Below are 21,932 nucleotides of genomic sequence, written 5' to 3' on the forward strand. Positions count from 1 at the left end.
ACAGGGTGCTATGAACATAACTCATCGCCCAGTGTTACTGGCCGAGGCGGTGACGGCGCTAGTCAATGGTCCGCTCATTCAGAATCAAAGTTCAACACAAAATATGCTAGTCATCGATGGAACGTTTGGGCGCGGCGGTCATACGCAGGCACTGCTCAATCAATTACCAGCCTCAGCTCGCATGATCTCGTTCGACAAGGATTTGGATGCGATTGCTGTAGCACAACAAATCAACGATCCACGCTTAAGGATCGTGCACGACAGTTTTGCGCAGATGGATCAGTACGCAGCACCAGAATCGGTCGATGGAATTTTGTTAGATCTGGGGATCAGTTCGCCGCAAGTGGACGAAGCGCACCGGGGATTTTCTTTTCGGCGCGAAGGTCCGCTCGATATGCGGATGAACACCAATCAAGGCTTGACGGCTGCAGAGTGGTTAGAGCAAGCACCGCAGGAGGAAATCACGCACGTGATTAAGACTTACGGGGAAGAGCGTTTTGCATTTCAAATCGCAAAGGCGATTGTGGCTAAGCGAGAAGAGGGCCTGTCGCCGCAAACGACTACGCAATTAGCAAGTCTCGTTGCAGGTGTTGTGCGTACCCGCGAGGCTGGACAAGATCCTGCCACTAGAACTTTTCAGGCCTTACGTATCTTTATCAATCGTGAGCTGGAAGATTTGGAGTTAGGCCTAAAGGCGGCTCTGAAATTATTGAAGCCAGGCGCAAGGCTTGCAGTGATTAGTTTTCACTCATTAGAAGATCGCATTGTTAAACAATTTTTACAGGCCCATGCAAAAGTAGAAATACCTCGTGGGTTACCGGTGCGTGAAAAAGATTTACCCCAAAGTGTGATTGAGATTATTGGACGCATAAAGCCCAGTGATGAAGAGGTCGCAGAAAATTCGCGCGCTCGCTCAGCCATTATGCGAGTAGCAGAAAAGCGATTGGGGGTAGTCACATGAATCGCGCAACCTTGACCTTATTAGCTTTGTTATTGCTTTGCGCATTATCTTTGGTCGCCGCGCAGCAACGGGCTCGTCAATTATTTATCGCCCAAGAACGTGCTCAAATTGAAGAGCGTAAGTTGAATCAAGAGTGGTTGCGTTTGGAATACGAGCAGCGCAATCTTTCAAAATCCGCGCGTATACGAAGCGTAGCGCGTAATCAATTGCATATGGCACCGATTTCTCCTGAACGTACTTTGTACATCAAGGAGGCCCCATGAGAACGGTTGGATTTTCAACGACGCCAAACTTAGTATTGCGTCTGCCTATGTGGCGGTCGCGCTTGATGCTATTTCTTTTGTTTTTTGTCTTCATGTTGTTGTTGCTTCGCGCGTTCTGGATTCAAGGTCCAGGTAATGCCTTTTATGAGGCAAAGGGCGTGAGAGGTACACAGCGTGAGTTAGAGTTGCCAGCTAGTCGCGGAAAAATCTTGGATCGCAATGGGCAGGTGATTGCAACTAGCCTTGAAGCAAAATCGGTGATTGCATACAACGATACTGTGCCAGATGACTTAGCTGCGGATAAGGTAAAAAAACTGGCTGGCTTATTGCAAATTAGCGAAGCTGAATTGCGTAAAAAGCTAAAAGACGATCGCAAGCAAGTCTTCTTAAAGCGTCAAGTCGATCCAGAAATTGCGCTACAGATTAAGCAACTAGAAATTCCAGGCATTGGTCTGAATAATGAATATCGACGCTTTTATCCTGAAGGCGAGGCGATGGCTCACGTTGTGGGATTTACTAACGTTGAGGATAAGGGTCAAGAAGGAATGGAGCTCTCTAGAGAAAGAGAGCTTGCGGCTCATCCCGGTCAAAGACGTGTAGTAATAGATCGCCTAGGACGTGTAGTAGAGGACATCGCTATTGAGCAGTTGCCACAGAATGGTAAAGATTTGCAATTATCGATCGATAGCAAAATTCAATATCTTGCTTATAACGCGGTAAAGAGTGCAGTAGAGCAACATCATGCAAAAGCGGGTGGTGCCGTTGTTCTAGATACGCAGACCGGTGAAATCCTGGCTTTGGCAAATTACCCAAGCTACAACCCAAATGATCGTCGTAATTTAAGTGGCGAGCAACTGCGTAATCGGGTGCTGACAGATACTTTTGAGCCTGGCTCAACAATGAAACCTTTGACGATTTCTATTGCTTTAGAAAAGGGGGTAGTTAAACCAAATACCAATATGGTGATTGGTGCAAAGTATCTGGTTGGACCTAAGCCAATTACAGATTCACACCCTTTTGCTAACTTAACTGTTTCCCAAGTAATTCAGAAGTCGAGCAATATTGGCACTGCAAAGATCGCATTGAATAATCTCTCCGCAGAAGAGATGTGGGATTTTTATACATCAGTAGGTTTAGGGCAAGCGCCAAAAATTGGTTTCCCAGGCGCTGTTGCTGGCACAGTGCATCCCTTTAAAAAATGGGTGCCCACTGACCAGGCACGTATCGCCTTTGGATACGGCATTTCTGCTTCGCTCTTTCAAGTTGCGCGTGCTTATACGATATTTGCGCGCGATGGTGAGTTGATTCCACTAACCATCGAGCGTAGTCCGGGCGTGAAAAATGGTACGCAAGTGCTTTCAGCAAAAACTGCCATTGAAATGCGGGAAATGATGGAAACGGTAACTGAGACTGGCGGCACAGCTGTCAAGGCGCAGACTGAAGGTTATCGGGTTGGCGGCAAAACAGGCACAGCGCATAAGCTTGTTGGCAAGGGGTACGGAAATTCTTATCGTGCTTACTTTGCTGGACTTGCCCCTATTAGCGCACCGAGGATTGTTGTGGCGGTCATGATTGATGAGCCTACTGGTGGTAGCCACTACGGTGGAGATGTGGCAGCCCCGGTTTTTTCTACGATTGTTGGTGAAACATTGAGGGCTTTAAATGTTGCGCCTGATACGAGACCAAATTTAATGGCATTAGATGATAAGAGCTCTACAGAGGTTCGTACTGCTAATGTACAGACACAGCATGTGGTTCTGAAAAGATGACGGTGGCATTGAATATGAAACCCAATCATTTGATTGACCACTTGCACACCCTAGCAAATTCTTCAGCAAAGGTGAGCGCGGATAGTCGTCAGATTGAATCTGGCGATATCTTTTTTGCATACCCTGTTGGCCACGGAAACGCCTTGCGTGATGGGTGCCAATTTATTGATACTGCTTTACAAAAAGGCGCAGCAGCAGTCGTATTTGATTCTGTTGGCGCTGATGCTGATTATTTAGATCATCCCCAATGTATTGCGATTGAAAATCTTGCAGAGAAAGTAGGTAAGTTTTGCGCCCAATGGTATGGCGAGCCAAGCAAGCAATTACAAGTGATCGGTGTTACGGGTACTAACGGTAAGACCAGTATTACTCAGTGGTTAGCTAACGCATTGGATCAACCGAATCACCGTACAGCAGTATTGGGCACCTTGGGAACAGGTTTTCCAGGTTTGCTGGAGAAGACTGGATACACAACCCCAGACGCGCCAAAGCTACAGACTCAGTTAAAGCAGTTATTAGATGCTGGTGCTAAACAAGTGGCAATGGAAGTGTCATCTCATGCATTGCAACAGGAGCGCGTCGCAGGAACTACATTTCATTGCGCAGTATTTACCAACTTAAGCCAAGATCATCTCGACTACCACGGAAGTATGGCTAACTATGCTGAAGCAAAAGCAAAGTTATTTAGTCAGCCTGGTTTAGAGCATGCCGTCGTAAATTTAGATGATCCTTTTGGTCGTGAGCTGGCGATGAATCTGTTGGCTAGGGATGAACCGAGAGTTTGGGCTTACGCTTTAAATTCATCAGCTTTCAAAGGCTTTGAAAAATTTGGCGATCGTCTACAACGTATTTATGCAGTAGATAGTGTCTTAAATGGCTTTGGATATGATTCTGTTTTCACATACGAAGGTGTGGGTAAAAATTCTCTCCATATTCCTCTGCTTGGCGAGTTTAATTTAAGCAATGCGCTGGCAGTGTGGACAACGCTATTGACGCAAGGCCTCACTCGGGATGAAGCAAGTAAATGTGTCGGTCAATTGCAGCCAGTCATCGGCCGCATGGAGCTCATCTCATTAGGTAAGAGTCAAAAGTCTGAAGGTCCTTTGGCAGTTGTGGATTACGCACATACGCCGGATGCTTTGCAGAAGACTTTGCAGGCATTGCTCCCGATTGCTCAGCAACGCGGTGGCAAGTTATGGTGTGTATTTGGTTGCGGTGGTGATCGCGATAGTGGCAAACGTTCTCAAATGGGTACCGTTGTTGCTAACATTGCCGATCAAATCATCATTACCAGTGATAATCCGCGCTCTGAAGATCCTGAGGCGATCATGGAGATGATTCGTCAAGGAATTCACTCGTCTAGTGCAAATGTGCAGGTGATTGCAGATCGTGCAGTAGCAATCATGGCCGCTATTCGACACGCAGATATAAAGGATGTGGTGCTGGTTGCCGGCAAAGGTCATGAGACTTCGCAAGAGATTAAAGGCAAGCGTTTTGATTTTTCTGATCAAGAGCATATTCGTCTGGCTGCCGGAGGTCTAGTCTGATGATGACGACATTAGCCCAAGTACACACTATGTTGCCAGGAAGTAGATTGCTGAATGTTTCTGACGAGGCTGCAAGAGTTATTGCGCTATCGAGGGTTGGCACAGATAGCCGTCAAATTGATGCTGGTGAGCTATTTATTGCTTTGTCAGGCGAGCGGTTTGATGCCCATGATTTTTTAGTCGATGTTGCAAAGTCTGGTGCTGGAGCTGCACTAGTGAGTAGCGCAGAGAAGTGCCCAGGAAATTTACCGGCAGTTTGTGTTGCGGATACACGCATTAGTTTGGGTGATTTAGCGAAAGCTTGGCGCGCAAATCATGAGATTCCATTGGCTTTGGTTACCGGTAGCAATGGTAAGACTACGGTTAAAGAGATGATTGCCTCTATATTTAAAGTGGCAGCCGGCGAGACTCATACTTTAGTCACGAAAGGTAATCTCAATAATGAGATTGGCTTGCCCTTGACCTTGTTGAAGCTGCGTTCGACAGATCGCCTTGCAGTAGTGGAGTTGGGTATGAATCATCCCGGCGAAACGGCACAACTAGCGGCGATTGCTCAAGCGAATATTGCCCTCATTAATAATGCCCAACGCGAGCATCAAGAATTTATGACAACGGTTGCTGCGGTTGCTGAGGAGCATGCCGATGTGATCCGCGCTTTACCTAAAGATGGTATTGCTGTGTTTCCTGCAGACTCCGAGTTCACTTCGGTATGGCGTGTAGCTGCGGGCGCAAGAAAGGTGATTGATTTCGCTTTGTTGTCTGCTCAAGCAGGCACGAATGCTTCAGTAAGAGGTCGTTTATTAAACAATGGTCTCGTAGAAGTGATTACCGATATGGGATCAGTTGAAATTCAGCTGAATACTCTTGGTAGCCACAATGTACGTAATGCTTTGGCTGCAAGTGCTGTAGCTTTGGCTGCTGGACTTGGCCTTGAAAAAATCAAGCAAGGCCTGGAAGCTTTTGCGCCCGTGAATGGACGCATGCAGCCTAAAAAGATTCATCCAAATTACACATTGATTGATGATAGCTACAACGCTAATCCAGATTCAGTGCGGGCTGCCATTGATGCGTTGAAGCAGTCTGGAAATATTGCTTGGTTGATTCTGGGTGATATGGGAGAGGTTGGTCATCAGGGCCCTGAGTTTCATCTTGAAGTAGGTGCTTATGCGGCTGAGCAGGGAGTTACTCAGTTATTTGCTCTTGGTGAGCAATGCCAGTTTGCGATTCAAGGTTTTGATGGCGTCGTAAAAACCAATCCAGCATCAAAAGCCATACATTTTTCCAATATAGATAGTTTGATTGCTCAATTAAGAGATGCATTGCATGCACAGAACGCAGGTAGTAATCAGCATCTCAATATTTTGGTTAAGGGTTCCCGTTTTATGCGCATGGAACGTGTAGTGCAAGCCTTGTTAGAGGAGGCTAAGACATGTTCATAATTTTGGCGCAATGGTTACAAGAGGATTTCGGCTTCTTCCGAGTAATTAATTACATCACCTTTAGAGCGGTAATGGCGACCGTTACTGCATTGTTAATTGGCTTGGCTGCGGGTCCCTGGGTGATTCGAAAGTTAACTGCATTGAAGATGGGGCAGGCCGTCCGTACGGATGGTCCAGAAACCCATTTAGTGAAATCGGGAACGCCAACGATGGGTGGCGTATTAATTCTCATTGGTATTTTTGTCTCTTGCATGCTCTGGGCTGATCTCAGTAATCGCTTTATATGGATTGTGATGATCGTGACTTTTGGTTTTGGGGCTGTGGGCTGGGTGGATGACTATCGCAAGGTCGCACGCAAAGATCCTAAGGGCATGGCATCAAGAGAAAAGTTTTTCTGGCAAACCTTGATTGGTTTGTTTGCAGCGATTTACCTAGCGTTCTCAGTGTCTGAAGTGAATAACCTCAAGGTATTGCAATTGTTTTATGAGTGGCTCAAAAGTGGCTTTGCTTTAGATCTCCCAGCCAAAACGAATTTGCTAATACCTTTTATGAAAGAAGTGAGCTATCCCTTGGGCATGATGGGCTTCATCATCTTAAGTTATCTCGTCATTGTCGGCAGTAGTAATGCCGTCAATTTGACTGATGGCCTTGATGGCTTAGTAATCATGCCAGTGATCTTGGTAGGCGCTGCATTGGGTGCTTTTGCCTATGTGATGGGTAATGCTATCTACGCTAAATATTTATTGTTTCCGTATATCCCAGGTGCTGGTGAGTTATTGATCTTTTGTGGCGCCATGGGTGGAGCAGGTCTAGCTTTCCTTTGGTACAACGCACATCCAGCGCAAGTATTTATGGGTGATGTGGGTGCCTTAGCTCTCGGTGGCGCGCTTGGAACAATTGCAGTGATTGTGCGTCAAGAAATTGTTCTCTTTGTGATGGGCGGCATTTTTGTGGCTGAAACGCTTTCAGTGATGCTGCAAGTCTTTTGGTTCAAGCTGACTAAAAAACATTTTGGTGAGGGTCGTCGTATCTTCCGGATGGCGCCTTTACATCACCATTTTGAATTAGGCGGTTGGAAAGAAACACAAGTGGTGGTTCGTTTTTGGATTATCACGATCCTCTTGGTATTAATTGGTTTATCAAGTTTGAAATTACGGTGAACCACAGAGTAAATATGCTGACTATAGAAAATACTTTCGCTAATCCCACGGCCGTAGCTGATGCTAGCTACGTAGCCCCACATCGCTTTTTGATTTTGGGTCTCGGTGAGTCTGGCGTTGCCATGGCAATGTGGTGCTTGCGTAATGGTGCAGTAGTGCACTTAGTTGATACACGCGATCGTTCCCAGTTATCTGAGCGTCAGCTAGCATGGCTTGCCGAGCTTGAGTTGGCCGGATTACAAGCCTCTCAGTTTGGTCCTCTTAGCGATGAACTGCTGACGGATATTGATGTGATTGGTATTAGCCCCGGACTTTCGCCCTTACAAGAGCCAACAGAATCATTCTTGGTCAAAGCACGTAAAGCAAGAGTAGATGTTTGGAGTGAAATTGAATTTTTTGCTCGCGCAATCGCTGCCATATCACGCATAGCAGTGGATAAGCAATCTAGCTATATAGCTTCAGTGTTGGCTATTACGGGCACCAATGGCAAAACAACTACAACTGCGTTAACCGGCCGGCTCTGTGAGCGCGCTGGTATGAGAGTAGCGGTTGCTGGCAATATCAGTCCTGCAGCACTCGATAAGCTCATGACATGTTTGAATGGTGCTGATCAGATTGAGGATTTGCCAGACGTTTGGGTATTGGAGCTTTCAAGCTTTCAATTGGTTTACACCTATTCTTTAAATGCTACTGCGGCAACCGTTCTGAATATCACCCAAGATCATTTAGATTGGCACGGGGATATGGGCGCCTATGCAGAGGCTAAAGCCAGAATATTTGGCTCTGACACGATATGTATCTTGAATCGCGATGATCCAGCAGTGATGGGTTTGTTGACTGATGAGCAAAAAGTAGAAAAAGCGCTTGTCACTTTTGGTTCGAACCGCCCTGACGAACAGAGTGCATTTGGGATTGAGCACGATTTGCGCGCTGGTGGCATTGATTGGTTGGTATGGGCTGAGGTCGATGAAGATCTTGATCCCAAACCGAAGCGTCGTCGCAAGTCCGCGGCGATTCAAGAGGATGAGCCATTGCGTTTGAGGCGTTTGATTCCTGCAGATGCATTGCGCATTCGGGGTCGTCATAATGCTTTGAATGCGCTTGCTGCTCTAGCATTAGCACGCGCAGCTAATTTGCCGATGAATGTATTGCTCCATGGTTTGCGCGATTACCATGGCGAGCCGCACCGTGTACAAAGTATCGCAATTGTGAATGATGTTGAGTATGTGGATGATAGTAAGGGCACTAACGTTGGCGCTACAGTCGCCGCTTTAAATGGCTTGGGTAGTAACGAAGCCGGCAAAAGAATTTGGCTCATTGCAGGGGGTGATGGCAAGGGTCAAGACTTTAGTCCATTGCGCGAACCTGCATTACGTTTTGTTAAGGGCGTTTTCTTAATTGGTAAAGATGGCGAAAAGATTGCCCAAGCAATCGGTGGCGATGTTTCTTTTACCAATACTGGTAATTTAGCAGCGGCCGTGCAAGCGGCTGCAGCAAAGGCGGTCTCAGGTGATTTGATTTTGCTATCGCCAGCATGTGCGAGCCTCGATCAGTTCCGAGACTATAAGGAGCGCGCACAGGTATTTGCATCAGAGGTTGAAGAATTGGGAATGCGTTTTGAAGGGGTTCAGGTATGAACTTTAGAGAAAAACTATCCCCTGAAAACCGTCTTGGCTTAGATCGCTTTTGGAATTTTTCTAGGGGCGGTATTGATAATTTCCGAACTGGCTTAAGAGACGCAGTCTCTGGCGTAGAGCAAACTCGTTCACGCATGATGGAATATGACCAATTATTGGTGTGGGCAGTGTTATCGCTCATGCTGATTGGTTTAGTCATGGTTTATTCGGCATCAATTACTTTGGCTGATGGTCCTAAATATGCCAACTACAGTAGTAACTATTTTTTGATTCGCCATTTGATCTCATTAGCTATTGCTGTTGTTGTTGGTATTACAGTTTTTAAGATACCGACCAAGGTTTGGGATCGCTATTCACCGGTCATTTTTGGTTTTACCGTTCTATTGCTGATTTTGGTTTTGATTCCTGGCATCGGTAAGGGGGTGAATGGTGCAAGGCGCTGGATATCCTTGGGCGTGATGAATTTCCAACCATCCGAATTAATGAAATTTGCTGCGGTGATCTTTGCTGCAAGTTATACGGTTCAGCGACAAGAGTATCTACATTCTTTTTCTAAAGGAATGCTGCCAATGGGTATTGCAGTTGCGCTGGTTGGCGGACTCTTAATGAAGGAGCCAGATATGGGCGCCTTTGTAGTGGTTGCCATCATTGCATTCGGTATTTTGTTTTTAGGTGGTATCAACGCAAAATTATTTGGTGGTTTGATTCTGGTCGGCTTAATGAGTGGTGCAGCCATGATTGCACTCTCACCATTCCGGCGTGGTCGTATGTTGGCATTTATGGATCCATGGCAAGTGGATAACGCTGCTAATAAGGGCTATCAATTGACGCATTCGCTGATGGCTTTTGGTCGAGGTGAATGGTTTGGTACTGGTCTAGGCGGAAGCGTGGAAAAACTTCACTATCTTCCGGAAGCGCATACCGACTTCATCATGGCGGTGATTGGTGAAGAACTCGGCTTTGTTGGTGTTGTCGTAATGATTTTCTTGTTCTACTGGATTGTGCGTAGAGCCTTCATCATTGGCCGTACTGCTTTGCAATTAGATCGAAGCTTTGCAGGCTTAGCAGCAAAAGGAGTAGCCATCTGGATTGGTTGGCAGGCATTTATCAATATGGGTGTGAACTTGGGTTTGCTCCCTACAAAAGGCTTAACTCTGCCATTAGTGAGTTATGGCGGATCTGGAATTTTGATGAATGCAGTCGCGATTGCGATGCTATTGCGAATTGATTATGAGAATCGCATTCTGATGCGCGGAGGGAAGCTGTGACCAAACCCTCAATATTAGTCATGGCTGGCGGTACTGGTGGGCATATCTTCCCAGGCCTTGCTGTGGCTGAATATTTGCGGATATGTGGTTGGAATGTGTCGTGGTTGGGCAATCAAAGTGGCATGGAGTATCGGCTTGTGAAGTCTTGTGACTTTCCGTTTGAAGCAGTTGAGTTTGGCGGTTTGCGTGGTAAGGGCTTGAGGGCCAAGCTCATGTTGCCGATCAATTTGATACGAGCATGCTTTCAGAGTTGGAAGATCATGCGCCGTTTAAAGCCAAGCGTTGTTTTGGGGATGGGTGGATACATTACTTTCCCAGGTGGCTTGGTGACAAAATTCTTGAAGCGCCCATTAGTGCTACATGAATCAAACTCTGTAGCGGGAAGCGCTAATCGTGCGCTGACAAAAATTGCCATGCGTACCTTAACAGGCTTTCCTAACACTATGGAAAAAGCAGAGTGGGTTGGTAATCCTATTCGTGAAGAATTTGACCATATACAAAAACCAGATCTACGTTATCAGCAACGCCAAGGCCCTTTATCTATTTTAGTTGTTGGGGGTAGTTTGGGGGCAGCAGCGCTAAATGAAAATATTCCAGCTGCTTTAGCGTTGATTCCAAAAGATGCTCGACCAACAGTGATCCACCAGGCGGGAGATAAGCATTTAGTCGATTTACAAAAACGTTATGCGGAGTGTGGCGTTGAGGCTGATATTCGTCCGTTCATTGACGATATGCCAACTGCGTACGCGCAGGCGGATTTAGTGATTTGTCGATCTGGTGCAATGACAGTTTCAGAGTTGGCAGCATGCGGTGTAGCTTCTTGCTTGATTCCCTTCCCCTATGCGATTGATGATCATCAAACCGCTAATGCCAAATTTTTATCAGATGCTAATGCAGCAGTCCTGTTACCTCAGCAATATCTCAATCCTCAGGATTTGGCTTTGATGATTCAAAACTTCAATCGTGATGATCTTCAAGAAATGGCCATGCGTGCTCATGCATTGGCTAAGCCACATGCAACTCAGCGCGTAGCTGAAGTGTGTGCTGATTGTGCGGGGGTGGGCGTATGAAACATATCGTTCAACAAATTCATTTCATTGGTATTGGCGGCGCCGGTATGAGCGGTATCGCCGAAGTACTTTTGAATTTAGGCTATCAAGTCTCGGGCTCTGATTTAGCCGAGAGCGTTACAACGAAGCGCTTAAAAGACTTGGGCGCGGTGATTCATATTGGACATGATCCAAAAAATGTAGGTACTGCAGAAGCGGTGGTTATTTCTACGGCAGTGGCTGGGAATAATCCTGAGGTATTGGCTGCACGCGCAGCAAAAATTCCTGTGATCCAGCGTGCTGTGATGTTGGGTGAGTTAATGCGTTTGAAGCAAGGCATTGCGATTGCTGGCACGCATGGCAAGACAACAACAACAAGTTTAGTAGCCTCCGTACTGGCTGAGGGCGGCCTGGATCCAACCTTTGTGATTGGTGGCAAGCTGAATTCTGCTGGTGCCAATGCCCGTTTAGGCCAGGGTGATTTCATTGTCGTTGAAGCGGATGAATCCGATGCTTCGTTCTTGCAACTATTCCCCGCAATGGAAGTGGTGACCAATATTGATGCTGATCATATGGACACCTATCAGCACGATATGGCGAGATTGAAACAAGCTTTCGTGCAATTTATCCAGCGGATGCCTTTTTATGGTGTAGCTGTTTTATGTATTGATGATGCAAATGTACGCGACATCATTCCTTTTGTTTCGCAGCCTGTATTACGCTATGGCCTCTCAGAAGATGCAGACATTCGTGCAAGCAATATTCGTGCTGATGGCACCAGCATGCACTTTACGGTTGAGCGTCGTACTGTTCGGCGTCATGGCAACAAACCTGGACCACTCAATGTGACGCTGAATTTGCCTGGCTTGCATAACGTGCGAAATGCGCTTGCGGCAATTGGTATTGCTACTGAATTGGGTGTTGGCGATGAAGCGATCACAAAAGCACTGTCTGAATTTGGCGGTGTTGGTCGACGTTTCCAGCGTTATGGCGAGCTTCCACTTGCCTCTGGAGGTAGTTTTACTTTGATCGATGACTATGGTCATCACCCGGTAGAGATGGCTGCTACTTTAGCCGCAGCACGTGGCGCATTTCCAGGTCGTCGCTTAGTTCTCGCATTCCAGCCACATCGCTTTACAAGAACACGGGATTGTTTTGGTGAATTTGTACAAGTACTCCGAAATTTTGATGCTTTGGTATTAACTGAGGTTTATCCCGCTGGAGAGGCGAAGATTCCAGGCGCAGATGGTAAGAGTTTGATGAAAGCTACTTTAGCTGAAGAGAAAAATTCGAAAGCACCACTCAATTCTTCCGCAGTAGTATTTGCATCCAATGTTGCTGAGATGCCAGAAAAATTAAGTCACGTTTTAAAAGATGGGGATGTATTAATTACGATGGGCGCGGGTTCAATTTCTGCTTTGTCTCACACCTTGTCGGAGGCAAAAAATGTCTGAGCATATTCTCAGCGCATGGGGTGGCCGAGTTAAATCAAGGCTAGCAAGCTTAGATGTGAAGTCTCTCGGTCGAGTAGGGGTTTTGCTTGGCGGGCGCTCTGGTGAGCGTGAAATTTCTTTGTTGTCTGGCAATGGTGTGCTGCAAGCCCTTCTATCTAAGGGAGTTGACGCCCATGGCTTTGATCCAGGATTGCGTAATCCGACAGAATTAGTTTCTGAGAAATTTGATCGTATTTTTATTTCCTTGCATGGTCGATATGGTGAGGATGGAACTATTCAAGGCTTGCTAGATCTACTTGATTTACCTTATACCGGTAGTGGTGTCTTGGCATCAGCCTTAGCAATTGACAAGATTGTCACTAAGCAAGTGTGGATTGGTAATGGGCTCGCTACTCCTGAATTTGAAGAGTTAACCGCCAATAGTGACTGGAATGCAGTAGTGAAGCATCTTGGTTTACCTTTGATTGTGAAGCCTGCTCATGAAGGTTCTTCGCTCGGTTTAACTAAGGTGAAATCCGTCGATGAATTACCGGCTGCTTATCAATTGGCTGCAGGACTGGACAAGAAGGTCATTGCAGAAACATGCATCATTGGTGATGAGTTGACTTGCCCCTTAGTTGGTCAGGGTAGCAATACCGAAGCCTTGCCAGTAATCAAAATTATTCCGCCGCAAGCCAATTACGATTTCCATAACAAATATTTTTCAGATGAAACGCAGTATCTATGCCCCACTGGACTTGCCTCAGAAGTAAACGAGCGAGTTCAAGCGCTGGCTTTAGCTGCCTATAAAGCACTCGGTTGCCGTACCTGGGGTCGCGCCGATGTGATGTTAGATCAAAAAACCGGCAAACCTTATTTGCTTGAAATGAATACCTCTCCGGGCATGACTTCCCATTCTTTGGTGCCAATGGCTGCAAAAGCTGCCGGCATTGAGTATGCAGATTTAGTTCTTTGGTTACTCAGTCAAACCTTAGAACAAAAAGAAGGTGCCCTTGCATGAGTAATTTCATGGACCGGTTCGGTGAAATTTTCGGCATGTTGATGTCACCACTCTGGAATCATCCAGATCGGATGCAAAAGCTCAGTCGTTTCTTAATGAGTTGCTTCGTATTAATGATGGTGCTAGGGGCCTTGGTGTGGCTTAGTCAGCGCCCCGTATTTGCGCTAAAGCAAATTCAGATTGAACCAGTTGCTGGTCAAACACTAAAACACATTAATAAAGCCATTGTGAAGCGGCAGGTTTATGAAACTGTGCAGGGAAACTTCTTTAGTGTGCGTCTTGAGGAAGTAAAGCGCGGCTTTGAAAGTATGCCGTGGGTACGCCATGCCAATGTGCGCCGAGTTTGGCCTAACGGTTTGATTGTGAGTATTGAAGAACAGAAACCATTTGGTACATGGGGCGGTTCCGATAGTCATGTGCTAATTAACAATCATGGAGAAATTTTTGCTGGTCGCGTTTCTGAGATTAGTGATGACATTCGATTGGTCGATTTCTATGGTCCGGATGATGCGAGTAAGGAAGTGATGAGTCTCTATGAGCGATCCAATAACTGGTTTAAACCTTGGGGTGCTGAGGTTGTCAGTCTTGCCTTGACTGAGCGCTATGCCTGGCATATCAAGCTATCCAACGGCATGAGAGTCGAATTTGGGCGCGACGAAGAGAATTCAGACAAAACATTAACGGAAGAGCGTATTGCGCGTCTTTTTAAGTATTGGCCACAAGTGCAAGAAAAGTGGGCCAATCGAATTGATGCCGTGGATTTACGTTATCCCAATGGTTTTGCAGTTCATCTAGCATCTGCAAGTGTGAAAAAGAATGATGTTGATGGCAAGAAAAGCGAGTTGAAGCAATGAAGGAATGGGAATGAGTAAAGACAATCGCGACCTATTGGTTGGTTTAGATATTGGAACCTCCAAGGTGGTTGCCTTAGTTGCTGAATTGGCACCCGATGGCAAATTTAATGTGGTGGGTGTTGGTCAAACTTCTTCAAAAGGGTTGAAGAAGGGCGTTGTCGTCAACATTGAAGCTACTGTTCAATCGATTCAGAAGGCTTTAGAAGAAGCCGAGATCATGGCTGATCGTCAAATCGTTCAGGCCTTTACGGGTATCGCAGGTAACCATATTGTGAGTTTCAACTCGAGCGGTATGGTGGCTATCCGCGATAAAGAAGTTACCGCAGGTGATGTGGAGCGCGTTCTAGAGACAGCCAAAGCAATCAACATTCCAACGGATCAACAAATTTTGCACATTCTTGTTCAAGAATTCATTATCGATGGACAGGAAGATGTTCGTGAGCCGATTGGGATGAGCGGCCTTCGCTTAGAAGTCAAAGTACATATTGTCACGGGTGCGGTAAGCGCCGCGCAAAATATTGTGAAGTGTGTGCGTCGCTGCGGTCTTGAAGTCAATGATCTCATTTTGCAGCCTTTGGCCTCGAGCCTTGCAGTCTTAACTGAAGATGAAAAAGAGCTTGGTGTTGTCTTGGTAGATATTGGTGGCGGCACAACTGATATTGCAATCTATTGCCAAGGATCGATTCGTCATACAGCGGTAATTCCTATTGCTGGTGATCAAATTACCAATGACATCGCGATGGCATTACGTACGCCAACAATTGATGCCGAAGATTTAAAGATTGCTCACGGTATTGCACGTCAAGAAATGGCCGATCCAACCGCCATGATCGATGTCCCTGGTATGGGTGATCGTGACCCACGGCCAATGTCCAAGCAAGCTTTAGCTGCGGTGATCGAGCCACGGGTTGAAGAATTATTTACTTTGGTTAGAGGAGTTGTGCGTGATTCTGGCTATGAAGACATGGTTTCTTCTGGAATTGTTTTGACTGGCGGTACTTCATTGATGCCAGGAATGGTTGAGCTAGCCGAGCAAGTGTTCTTAAGACCGGCTCGTATTGGCACTCCAGAATATCGCGGTCATTTGCATGAGGTCTTACGTAGTCCGAGATTTGCTACCAGCATCGGTTTATTAATGGAAGGTCAGGTGCAGTTATTGCGTGGCCGCCGTTTTTCTCAATCAGGGGCGTTGCAAGGTGTGATGTCGCGCATGAAGGAATGGTTTGCAGGAAATTTTTAAGTTTTTCGTCGTCGTCAATGTAGTCCGTTTTTTACCTAGGAGGGTATATGGAATTTGAAATGTTAGATCAAGAAACAGCCGGTAAAACCATTATTAAAGTGGTTGGAGTCGGTGGGGCTGGTGGTAATGCAGTCCAGCACATGATCCGTCGCGGTGTCAATGGCGTAGAGTTCATTTGCATGAACACCGATGCTGGCGCATTACAGCGCTCTGAGGCATCTGTGAATTTGCAACTGGGCTCTAGCGGATTGGGTGCGGGCGCTAAACCAGAAATTGGTGCAGCTTCTGCAGAAGAAGCTCGTGCACGCATTGCTGATGTATTGCAAGGTGCACATATGGTATTTATCACTGCTGGTATGGGTGGCGGCACTGGAACAGGTGCGGCACCTATCGTTGCTCAAGTGGCAAAAGAAATGGGCATTCTGACCGTTGGTGTGATTAGTAAGCCATTTGATTTTGAGGGCGTCAAGCGCTTGAAAGTAGCAGAGAATGGGGCAACCGAACTTGAGTCCTATGTGGATTCATTAATTGTGGTGCTCAATGAAAAGCTCTTTGAAGTGATGGGTGAAGACGCTGAGTTTGATAAGGCCTTTGCTTGTGCCGATGATGTATTGCACAACGCTGTTTCTGGTATTGCAGAAATCATCAATGTTCAAGGCTTAATTAACGTTGACTTTGAAGACGTGAAGACTGTTATGGGCGAGCAAGGTAAAGCAATGATGGGAACCGCAACGGTTTCAGGTATGGATCGTGCCCGCTTGGCTGCTGAAGCTGCTGTTGCTTCTCCACTGCTTGAGGGGGTTGATTTATCTGGTGCTCGCGGCGTTTTGGTCAACATTACTGCCAATCGTTCATTGAAGCTGTCTGAAACACGTGAAGTCATGGCTGCTATTCGTGGTTATGCTGCTGATGATGCAACTGTGATCTTCGGAACGGTATATGACGAGAGCTTAGGCGATGCATTGCGTGTCACGGTAGTTGCTACTGGCTTGAATAATCCACAAGCCCGCCAAAATCACCAACCAGAAGTGGTATGGAGACAAGCGACTGGTACGCATGATGCAATGCCAACGATGGCAGATCTCAATAGCTTTGCTCCTGCTAGTGCATCAGCAGCGATGAGCAAGGTTAGCCTAGATTCTGCTTTGAGTACTAGCGCGGGTATGGCTTTGACAGGTTCTGGTAGTGCGCCTGCAACAGCTGCGCAACCAGCAAGCAGCGGTGTTGATTACAGTCAGTATGATTTGCCACGAGTATTTCGTAGCTCTCGTGAGGCAAGCGCTGCACCGACTTTAGGTGCCGATAGCTCCCCTCAAGCAAAGACCTTGCTTGATAAAGGGGCTGATTACTATGAAATCCCTGCTTTTTTACGTAAGCAAGCAGATTAATTGACTGCTTAATACAATAGGTCATTGCGAAATGCCAGCGCGGCGCCCCTCCGGACGACGAATCCCGCGCTTGCGTTGGCATGCTTACTAACAATTACCTATTGGAGACATCATGATTGCTGTTGGACAAAAATTACCAAATGCTTCTCTTTATGAATTTTTTAACGAAGAGACTGAAGGCTGTGCGTTAGGGCCTAATGCTTTTGAAGTTGAAAAGCTGATGGCTGGCAAAAAGATTGTGATCTTTGCATTGCCTGGCGCCTTTACGCCGACCTGCTCTGCAAAGCATGTCCCTGGATATGTTGAGCACTACGATGCGATTAAAGCAAAGGGTGTGGATGAGATTTGGTGTATTTCTGTGAATGACCCATTTGTGATGGGCGCATGGGGCCGTGACCAAAAGGTAGGTAAAAAAATTCGCATGTTGGGTGACGGCAGTGCTGAGTTCACCAAAAAGGTAGGCTTGGAGCTGGATTTGACTGCCCGTGGTTTTGGTGTGCGTTCTGATCGCTATGCCATGATTGTGGAAGATGGCGTAGTAAAAACTTTGGAGCGCGAAGCGCCAGGTAAATTTGAAGTCAGTGATGCCGCTTCTATTCTGAAAAAACTGTAATTCAATTTATTAACTAACCTCCCCTGAATTTAGAGACGTCATCATGATGAAGCAAAGAACGATTGCCACTCCGGTTAAAACCGTGGGAATTGGTTTGCATTCTGGCAGCAAGGTGACGATCTCTATTAAACCTGCGCCAGTTGATTCAGGGATTCAGTTTGTCCGTGTTGATACTCCAGAGCAGTCGGTAGTACCCGCAACTGCTTTGGCTGTATGCGATACACGGCTTGCGTCTGTGATCCAAAAAGATGGTGTGAGAGTTTCTACAGTAGAGCACTTGCTCTCGGCTTGTGCTGGCTTAGGTTTGGATAATCTCTTGATTGAGCTTGATGGTGAAGAAGTCCCCATCATGGATGGAAGTGCTGCTTCATTTCTATTTTTGATTGAATCTGCTGGTATTGTTGAGCAAGCGGCTGCTCGTCAATTTGTAGTCATTAAAAAACCAGTTGAAGTACGTGATGGCGACAAACTTGCTCGCCTTGAACCTTTTTTCGGGTTTAAGTTGGATTTCACAATCGACTTTAAACATCCCGCTGTTGATAAAACGGGTCAGCGATTTATTGTCGATTTTGCAGAGCATGCATATCGTAGTGAAATTGGACGGGCACGCACGTTTGGTTTTGCTCACGAAGTAGAGGCTTTAAGAGAAATGGGCCTAGCACGAGGCGGTAGCTTAGATAATGCGATTGTTTTGGATGAGCACCGTATTTTGAATAACGAAGAACTTCGTTATGAGGATGAGTTTGTGCGCCACAAAATTTTGGATGCGATTGGCGACCTCTACTTAGTAGGTCATCCCATTGTGGGAGCTTATGTGGCTGAAAAATCAGGTCATGCACTCAATAACGCTTTATTACGTAAGCTCTTAGAAGATCCCAGTTCTTATGAAATTAGTAGCTTTGCTGAAAATAAGGCCCCTGAGGCTTTCTCTCAAGAAAGCCAACCTTTATTCTTTTGAGTGTTGAATTACTTCGGCTTATGCTGCAGTAATCGCTCTACCGTCTTCCGCAGTTCAGAGTCTGGAGCAAGCTTTTCTAGTAACTCTTCCCATGATTTTTTAGCAATGGCATTAAAACCTTGGGGTTTGCGATGCTGCTGATCGTTAGCGCGAGGTTTTACTTCCCACCCTGCGGGCGCTGGCTTCATTTTGACTTTAATAGCGCTGCATTTCAGCCCTAATTTTGATAACTCATTGATTAAGCTAGGTAAATTTTGTTGCAAACGACTGGCGATGCTGGCACTACTGACCAGTAAAAAGAGTTCATCTTGGCTTCCAGAGTGCCACCCAGCATCAATTTTGGGGCTGAGATGGCCCAAACCCAGTTTATCCAGCGCTATTCCTAAGGCGGACTTGATTCTGGCTAGATCTTCGGTCTTAGCCAGTATTCCCCCAAGACCATTGGATTTGCGTAGGTAATCAAGCCAGTCATAGGCCTTGTGCTTGCGGGATGGTTTAGGGGCAGAGTTCATAAAAAATGGGGTTACGGGTGATAAACTCAAGGTCTTCATTTTCTTCAATATCCCATGGTAATCGGTCTTCTTAAAACCCTGGTCGGCAGTCGTAACGACCGCCTCTTAAAACAGTATCGCAAAGTCGTTGCCAAGGTTGGCGCTTTCGAGCCAAGCCTGCAATCTTTGGATGATGTTGCGCTTGCCGCTAAAACTGCTGAATTTAAGTCTCGACTGGCTGCTGGCGAGTCTTTAGATGACATTGCGCCTGAAGCATTCGCAGTAGTGCGTGAAGCTAGCGTACGCGTTATGAAAATGCGTCACTTTGATGCTCAGCTCATGGGTGGACTGGCACTTCACCAAGGCAAGATTGCTGAGATGGGTACGGGTGAGGGTAAAACTTTAACTGCCACACTCCCAGTGTATTTGAATGCTTTGACCGGTAAAGGTGTTCATGTTGTTACGGTGAACGATTATTTGGCGCAACGTGACGCTGAATGGATGGCGAAGTTGTATAACTTCTTGGGTATGAAGGTGGGTGTCAATTTATCGCAGATGGATCACAACACCAAGCAAGAAGCATACGCAGCCGACATTACTTATGGTACCAACAATGAATTCGGTTTCGATTACTTGCGCGACAACATGGTCCAAGATTTGGATCAGCGTGTGCAACGTGGCTTAGCTTATGCGATCGTTGACGAAGTTGACTCGATTTTGATTGATGAGGCTCGCACGCCATTAATCATCTCTGGTCAAGCGGATGATCACACTGATCTCTATATCAAAATGAATGTGCTGCCTTCTCATTTAGAGCGTCAGATTGGTGAAGAGAAAGCGGATGGTACTGGTGTTGAAAAGCCAGGTGACTATTGGGTAGATGAAAAATCTCAGCAGGTCTATTTAACTGAGCAGGGCCACGATAAAGCTGAGCAAGTATTGGTTCAGATTGGCGCTTTAAATGATGGCGACTCTCTCTATGCGCCACAGAACATCACCTTGATGCACCATGTATATGCAGCCTTACGTGCACATACTTTGTACAACCGAGACCAACACTATGTTGTGCAAAACAAAGAAGTCATCATTGTTGATGAATTTACTGGTCGATTAATGCAAGGCCGTCGTTGGTCTGATGGTTTGCATCAGGCAGTCGAGGCTAAAGAAGGTGTGCCGATTCAGAATGAGAATCAAACCTTAGCAACGATTACTTTCCAGAACTATTTCCGGATGTATGGCAAGTTGGCTGGTATGACTGGTACTGCTGATACTGAAGCATATGAGTTCAAGGAAATTTACAACCTTGAAACCGTAGTCATTCCACCCAATCGTATTAGCCAAAGAAAAGACAAACAAGATCAAATCTATAAGTCTTCTCGCGAACGTTATGACGCTGTTATCAAAGATATTGAAGATTGCTATGAGCGTGGTCAACCAGTATTGGTTGGCACAACCTCGATTGAAAACTCAGAATTAATCTCTGGCTTATTAGACAAGCGTAAGTTGCCGCATCAAGTCTTGAATGCAAAACAACATGCCCGTGAAGCAGAAATCATTGCGCAGGCAGGTCGTCCGAAGATGATTACGATTGCCACTAATATGGCTGGTCGTGGTACCGATATCGTGCTTGGTGGTAATGTGGGCAAGCAGTCCACCTTGATTGAAGCTGATGAGGCTTTATCAGATCCAGAAAAAGCGAGCAAGATTAAGCAGCTTCAAGATGAATGGCAAAGCATTCATGATCAAGTGTTAGCTGCAGGTGGTTTGCATATTATCGGTACTGAGCGCCATGAGAGTCGTCGTATCGACAATCAATTAAGAGGTCGCTCTGGTCGACAAGGTGATCCAGGCTCTTCACGTTTTTTTCTGTCTTTAGATGATCCATTGCTGCGTATCTTTGCTGGTGACCGCTTAAGGTCTGTCATGGAGCGCTTGAAAATGCCTGACGGCGAGCCGATTGAAGCGGGTATGGTGACGCGTTCTATTGAGTCTGCGCAACGTAAGGTCGAGGGCCGTAACTTTGATATTCGTAAGCAGTTGCTCGAGTATGACGATGTTGCTAATGATCAGCGCAAAGAAACCTATCGCCTCAGAAATGAAGTACTTGAGAGCCAGGATATTGGAGAGCTGATTGCTAATTTGCGCGAGGATGTATTGCGTTCCGTTTGCTCTTTCTATGTTCCCCTAGAGTCTATGGAAGAGCAGTGGGATTTGCTTGGACTGGAGAATGCCCTAGCTAATGAGTGGGGTCTGACGGTTGATTTGCAGAAATGGGTTGAGGGCGCGGAAAGTGTCGATGACGCAGAGATCGTGGAACGTGTATTAGCTGCTGCTAAAGAGTCTTATGATGCGAAGGTTGATCTCTCTGGACGTGAATCTTTTGCTGGCTTTGAGCGCTCTGTACTGCTCTATAGCGTAGATACCCATTGGCGTGAGCACTTGGCTGCTTTAGATCATTTGCGCCAAGGAATTCACTTGCGGGGCTATGCCCAAAAAGATCCAAAACAAGAGTATCGCCGCGAAGCCTTTGAGCTATATGGCGAACTCTTGAGTACTATTAAGAATGATGTTGTTAAGAGCATCACGACGGTACAAATTCGTAGTGCGAGTGAATTAGATCGCGCAGCAGAATCGATGAATGAAGATTTAGCTAAGTTAAAAGATCTTCAGTACCAGCATGCAGATGCCGATATGGAAGTTGCTGGCTCTACTGGTGATCGCGGCGCTGCAATTGATATTCAACCAGCGCCAGTCCGTACTGGTCCGAAGATTGGTCGAAACGATCCTTGTTCTTGTGGTAGTGGCAAGAAGTACAAGAACTGCTGTGGTGCATTAACTTAA

At 46.3% G+C, this 21,932-nt stretch carries 18 protein-coding genes; 17 read left to right on the plus strand and 1 reads right to left on the minus strand.

Features of this window, described 5'->3' with window-relative positions:
• Positions 1-10: 10 nt before the first annotated feature.
• The 16 genes from rsmH (at position 11) to lpxC (ending at position 18,600) form a co-directional block, all read left to right on the plus strand.
• A complete protein-coding gene (rsmH, locus tag C2756_RS00830; RefSeq protein WP_215319527.1) occupies positions 11-961 on the plus strand; it encodes a 16S rRNA (cytosine(1402)-N(4))-methyltransferase RsmH in 951 nt (316 codons plus the stop codon).
• Positions 958-1,224 (plus strand): cell division protein FtsL, encoded by a 267-nt coding sequence (gene ftsL, locus C2756_RS00835; RefSeq protein ID WP_215296187.1) that lies wholly within the window; start codon positions 958-960, stop codon positions 1,222-1,224. The genes rsmH and ftsL overlap by 4 nt, the downstream gene beginning before the upstream one ends.
• On the plus strand, positions 1,221-2,993 hold the full coding sequence (locus C2756_RS00840) for a penicillin-binding protein 2 (RefSeq protein WP_215319528.1): 1,773 nt from the start codon (positions 1,221-1,223) through the stop codon (positions 2,991-2,993). The genes ftsL and C2756_RS00840 overlap by 4 nt, the downstream gene beginning before the upstream one ends.
• 14 nt (positions 2,994-3,007) lie before the next feature.
• Entirely contained in the window at positions 3,008-4,540 is a 1,533-nt protein-coding gene (locus tag C2756_RS00845; protein ID WP_251372079.1) for a UDP-N-acetylmuramoyl-L-alanyl-D-glutamate--2,6-diaminopimelate ligase, read from the plus strand.
• Positions 4,537-5,979, plus strand: a complete 1,443-nt coding sequence (gene murF, locus C2756_RS00850) for a UDP-N-acetylmuramoyl-tripeptide--D-alanyl-D-alanine ligase (protein ID WP_371817093.1) — start codon at positions 4,537-4,539, stop codon at positions 5,977-5,979. Before C2756_RS00845 ends, murF begins: the two co-directional genes overlap by 4 nt.
• The gene (mraY, locus tag C2756_RS00855; protein ID WP_215319530.1) at positions 5,970-7,139 is read left to right on the plus strand and encodes a phospho-N-acetylmuramoyl-pentapeptide-transferase; all 1,170 of its coding nucleotides are present in this window, start codon (positions 5,970-5,972) and stop codon (positions 7,137-7,139) included. Before murF ends, mraY begins: the two co-directional genes overlap by 10 nt.
• A 14-nt stretch (positions 7,140-7,153) precedes the next feature.
• Complete coding sequence (gene murD, locus C2756_RS00860) at positions 7,154-8,776, plus strand: UDP-N-acetylmuramoyl-L-alanine--D-glutamate ligase (protein ID WP_215319531.1); 1,623 nt, start codon at positions 7,154-7,156, stop codon at positions 8,774-8,776.
• Entirely contained in the window at positions 8,773-10,044 is a 1,272-nt protein-coding gene (gene ftsW / locus C2756_RS00865; RefSeq protein WP_215296195.1) for a putative lipid II flippase FtsW, read from the plus strand. Before murD ends, ftsW begins: the two co-directional genes overlap by 4 nt.
• Positions 10,041-11,114, plus strand: a complete 1,074-nt coding sequence (murG, locus tag C2756_RS00870; RefSeq protein ID WP_256437780.1) for an undecaprenyldiphospho-muramoylpentapeptide beta-N-acetylglucosaminyltransferase — start codon at positions 10,041-10,043, stop codon at positions 11,112-11,114. Before ftsW ends, murG begins: the two co-directional genes overlap by 4 nt.
• Complete coding sequence (gene murC, locus C2756_RS00875) at positions 11,111-12,547, plus strand: UDP-N-acetylmuramate--L-alanine ligase (protein WP_215319532.1); 1,437 nt, start codon at positions 11,111-11,113, stop codon at positions 12,545-12,547. Before murG ends, murC begins: the two co-directional genes overlap by 4 nt.
• Positions 12,540-13,547, plus strand: coding sequence for a D-alanine--D-alanine ligase (locus tag C2756_RS00880; protein WP_215319533.1), 1,008 nt, complete (start codon positions 12,540-12,542; stop codon positions 13,545-13,547). Before murC ends, C2756_RS00880 begins: the two co-directional genes overlap by 8 nt.
• Positions 13,544-14,401, plus strand: a complete 858-nt coding sequence (locus C2756_RS00885; protein WP_215319534.1) for a cell division protein FtsQ/DivIB — start codon at positions 13,544-13,546, stop codon at positions 14,399-14,401. The genes C2756_RS00880 and C2756_RS00885 overlap by 4 nt, the downstream gene beginning before the upstream one ends.
• A 10-nt stretch (positions 14,402-14,411) precedes the next feature.
• Positions 14,412-15,641, plus strand: coding sequence for a cell division protein FtsA (ftsA, locus tag C2756_RS00890; RefSeq protein ID WP_215296200.1), 1,230 nt, complete (start codon positions 14,412-14,414; stop codon positions 15,639-15,641).
• 47 nt (positions 15,642-15,688) lie between these two features.
• The gene (gene ftsZ / locus C2756_RS00895; protein WP_215296202.1) at positions 15,689-17,029 is read left to right on the plus strand and encodes a cell division protein FtsZ; all 1,341 of its coding nucleotides are present in this window, start codon (positions 15,689-15,691) and stop codon (positions 17,027-17,029) included.
• A 112-nt stretch (positions 17,030-17,141) separates the two neighbouring features.
• On the plus strand, positions 17,142-17,642 hold the full coding sequence (locus C2756_RS00900) for a peroxiredoxin (RefSeq protein ID WP_215319535.1): 501 nt from the start codon (positions 17,142-17,144) through the stop codon (positions 17,640-17,642).
• Positions 17,643-17,685: 43 nt separating this feature from the next.
• Positions 17,686-18,600 carry a UDP-3-O-acyl-N-acetylglucosamine deacetylase gene (gene lpxC / locus C2756_RS00905; protein ID WP_215296204.1) on the plus strand — a complete coding sequence of 305 codons (915 nt, stop codon included), beginning with the start codon at positions 17,686-17,688 and terminating at the stop codon, positions 18,598-18,600.
• Between the two features lie 8 nt (positions 18,601-18,608).
• Here the strand turns inward: lpxC and C2756_RS00910 are convergent, their stop codons facing one another.
• Entirely contained in the window at positions 18,609-19,151 is a 543-nt protein-coding gene (locus C2756_RS00910; RefSeq protein WP_251372080.1) for a hypothetical protein, read from the minus strand.
• 15 nt (positions 19,152-19,166) lie between these two features.
• Between C2756_RS00910 and secA the strand changes: the two genes are divergently transcribed.
• Positions 19,167-21,932: a preprotein translocase subunit SecA gene (secA, locus tag C2756_RS00915; RefSeq protein ID WP_215319536.1), complete on the plus strand. Its 2,766-nt coding sequence runs from the start codon at positions 19,167-19,169 to the stop codon at positions 21,930-21,932.

Source organism: Polynucleobacter sp. UB-Siik-W21, from assembly GCF_018687415.1.
In the GTDB taxonomy this organism is placed as follows: Bacteria; Pseudomonadota; Gammaproteobacteria; order Burkholderiales; family Burkholderiaceae; genus Polynucleobacter.

Excerpts from the sequence above, each read along its gene's own strand:
- rsmH (WP_215319527.1), top strand. The coding sequence starts at position 11 with ATGAACATAACTCATCGCCCAGTGTTACTGGCCGAGGCGGTGACGGCG.
- C2756_RS00910 (WP_251372080.1), bottom strand. The coding sequence starts at position 19,151 with ATGAAGACCTTGAGTTTATCACCCGTAACCCCATTTTTTATGAACTCT.
- C2756_RS00840 (WP_215319528.1), top strand. The coding sequence starts at position 1,221 with ATGAGAACGGTTGGATTTTCAACGACGCCAAACTTAGTATTGCGTCTG.
- C2756_RS00845 (WP_251372079.1), top strand. The coding sequence starts at position 3,008 with ATGAAACCCAATCATTTGATTGACCACTTGCACACCCTAGCAAATTCT.
- mraY (WP_215319530.1), top strand. The coding sequence starts at position 5,970 with ATGTTCATAATTTTGGCGCAATGGTTACAAGAGGATTTCGGCTTCTTC.
- murC (WP_215319532.1), top strand. The coding sequence starts at position 11,111 with ATGAAACATATCGTTCAACAAATTCATTTCATTGGTATTGGCGGCGCC.
- C2756_RS00885 (WP_215319534.1), top strand. The coding sequence starts at position 13,544 with ATGAGTAATTTCATGGACCGGTTCGGTGAAATTTTCGGCATGTTGATG.
- C2756_RS00880 (WP_215319533.1), top strand. The coding sequence starts at position 12,540 with ATGTCTGAGCATATTCTCAGCGCATGGGGTGGCCGAGTTAAATCAAGG.
- ftsL (WP_215296187.1), top strand. The coding sequence starts at position 958 with ATGAATCGCGCAACCTTGACCTTATTAGCTTTGTTATTGCTTTGCGCA.
- C2756_RS00900 (WP_215319535.1), top strand. The coding sequence starts at position 17,142 with ATGATTGCTGTTGGACAAAAATTACCAAATGCTTCTCTTTATGAATTT.
- ftsA (WP_215296200.1), top strand. The coding sequence starts at position 14,412 with ATGAGTAAAGACAATCGCGACCTATTGGTTGGTTTAGATATTGGAACC.
- lpxC (WP_215296204.1), top strand. The coding sequence starts at position 17,686 with ATGATGAAGCAAAGAACGATTGCCACTCCGGTTAAAACCGTGGGAATT.
- secA (WP_215319536.1), top strand. The coding sequence starts at position 19,167 with ATGGTAATCGGTCTTCTTAAAACCCTGGTCGGCAGTCGTAACGACCGC.
- murD (WP_215319531.1), top strand. The coding sequence starts at position 7,154 with ATGCTGACTATAGAAAATACTTTCGCTAATCCCACGGCCGTAGCTGAT.
- ftsW (WP_215296195.1), top strand. The coding sequence starts at position 8,773 with ATGAACTTTAGAGAAAAACTATCCCCTGAAAACCGTCTTGGCTTAGAT.
- ftsZ (WP_215296202.1), top strand. The coding sequence starts at position 15,689 with ATGGAATTTGAAATGTTAGATCAAGAAACAGCCGGTAAAACCATTATT.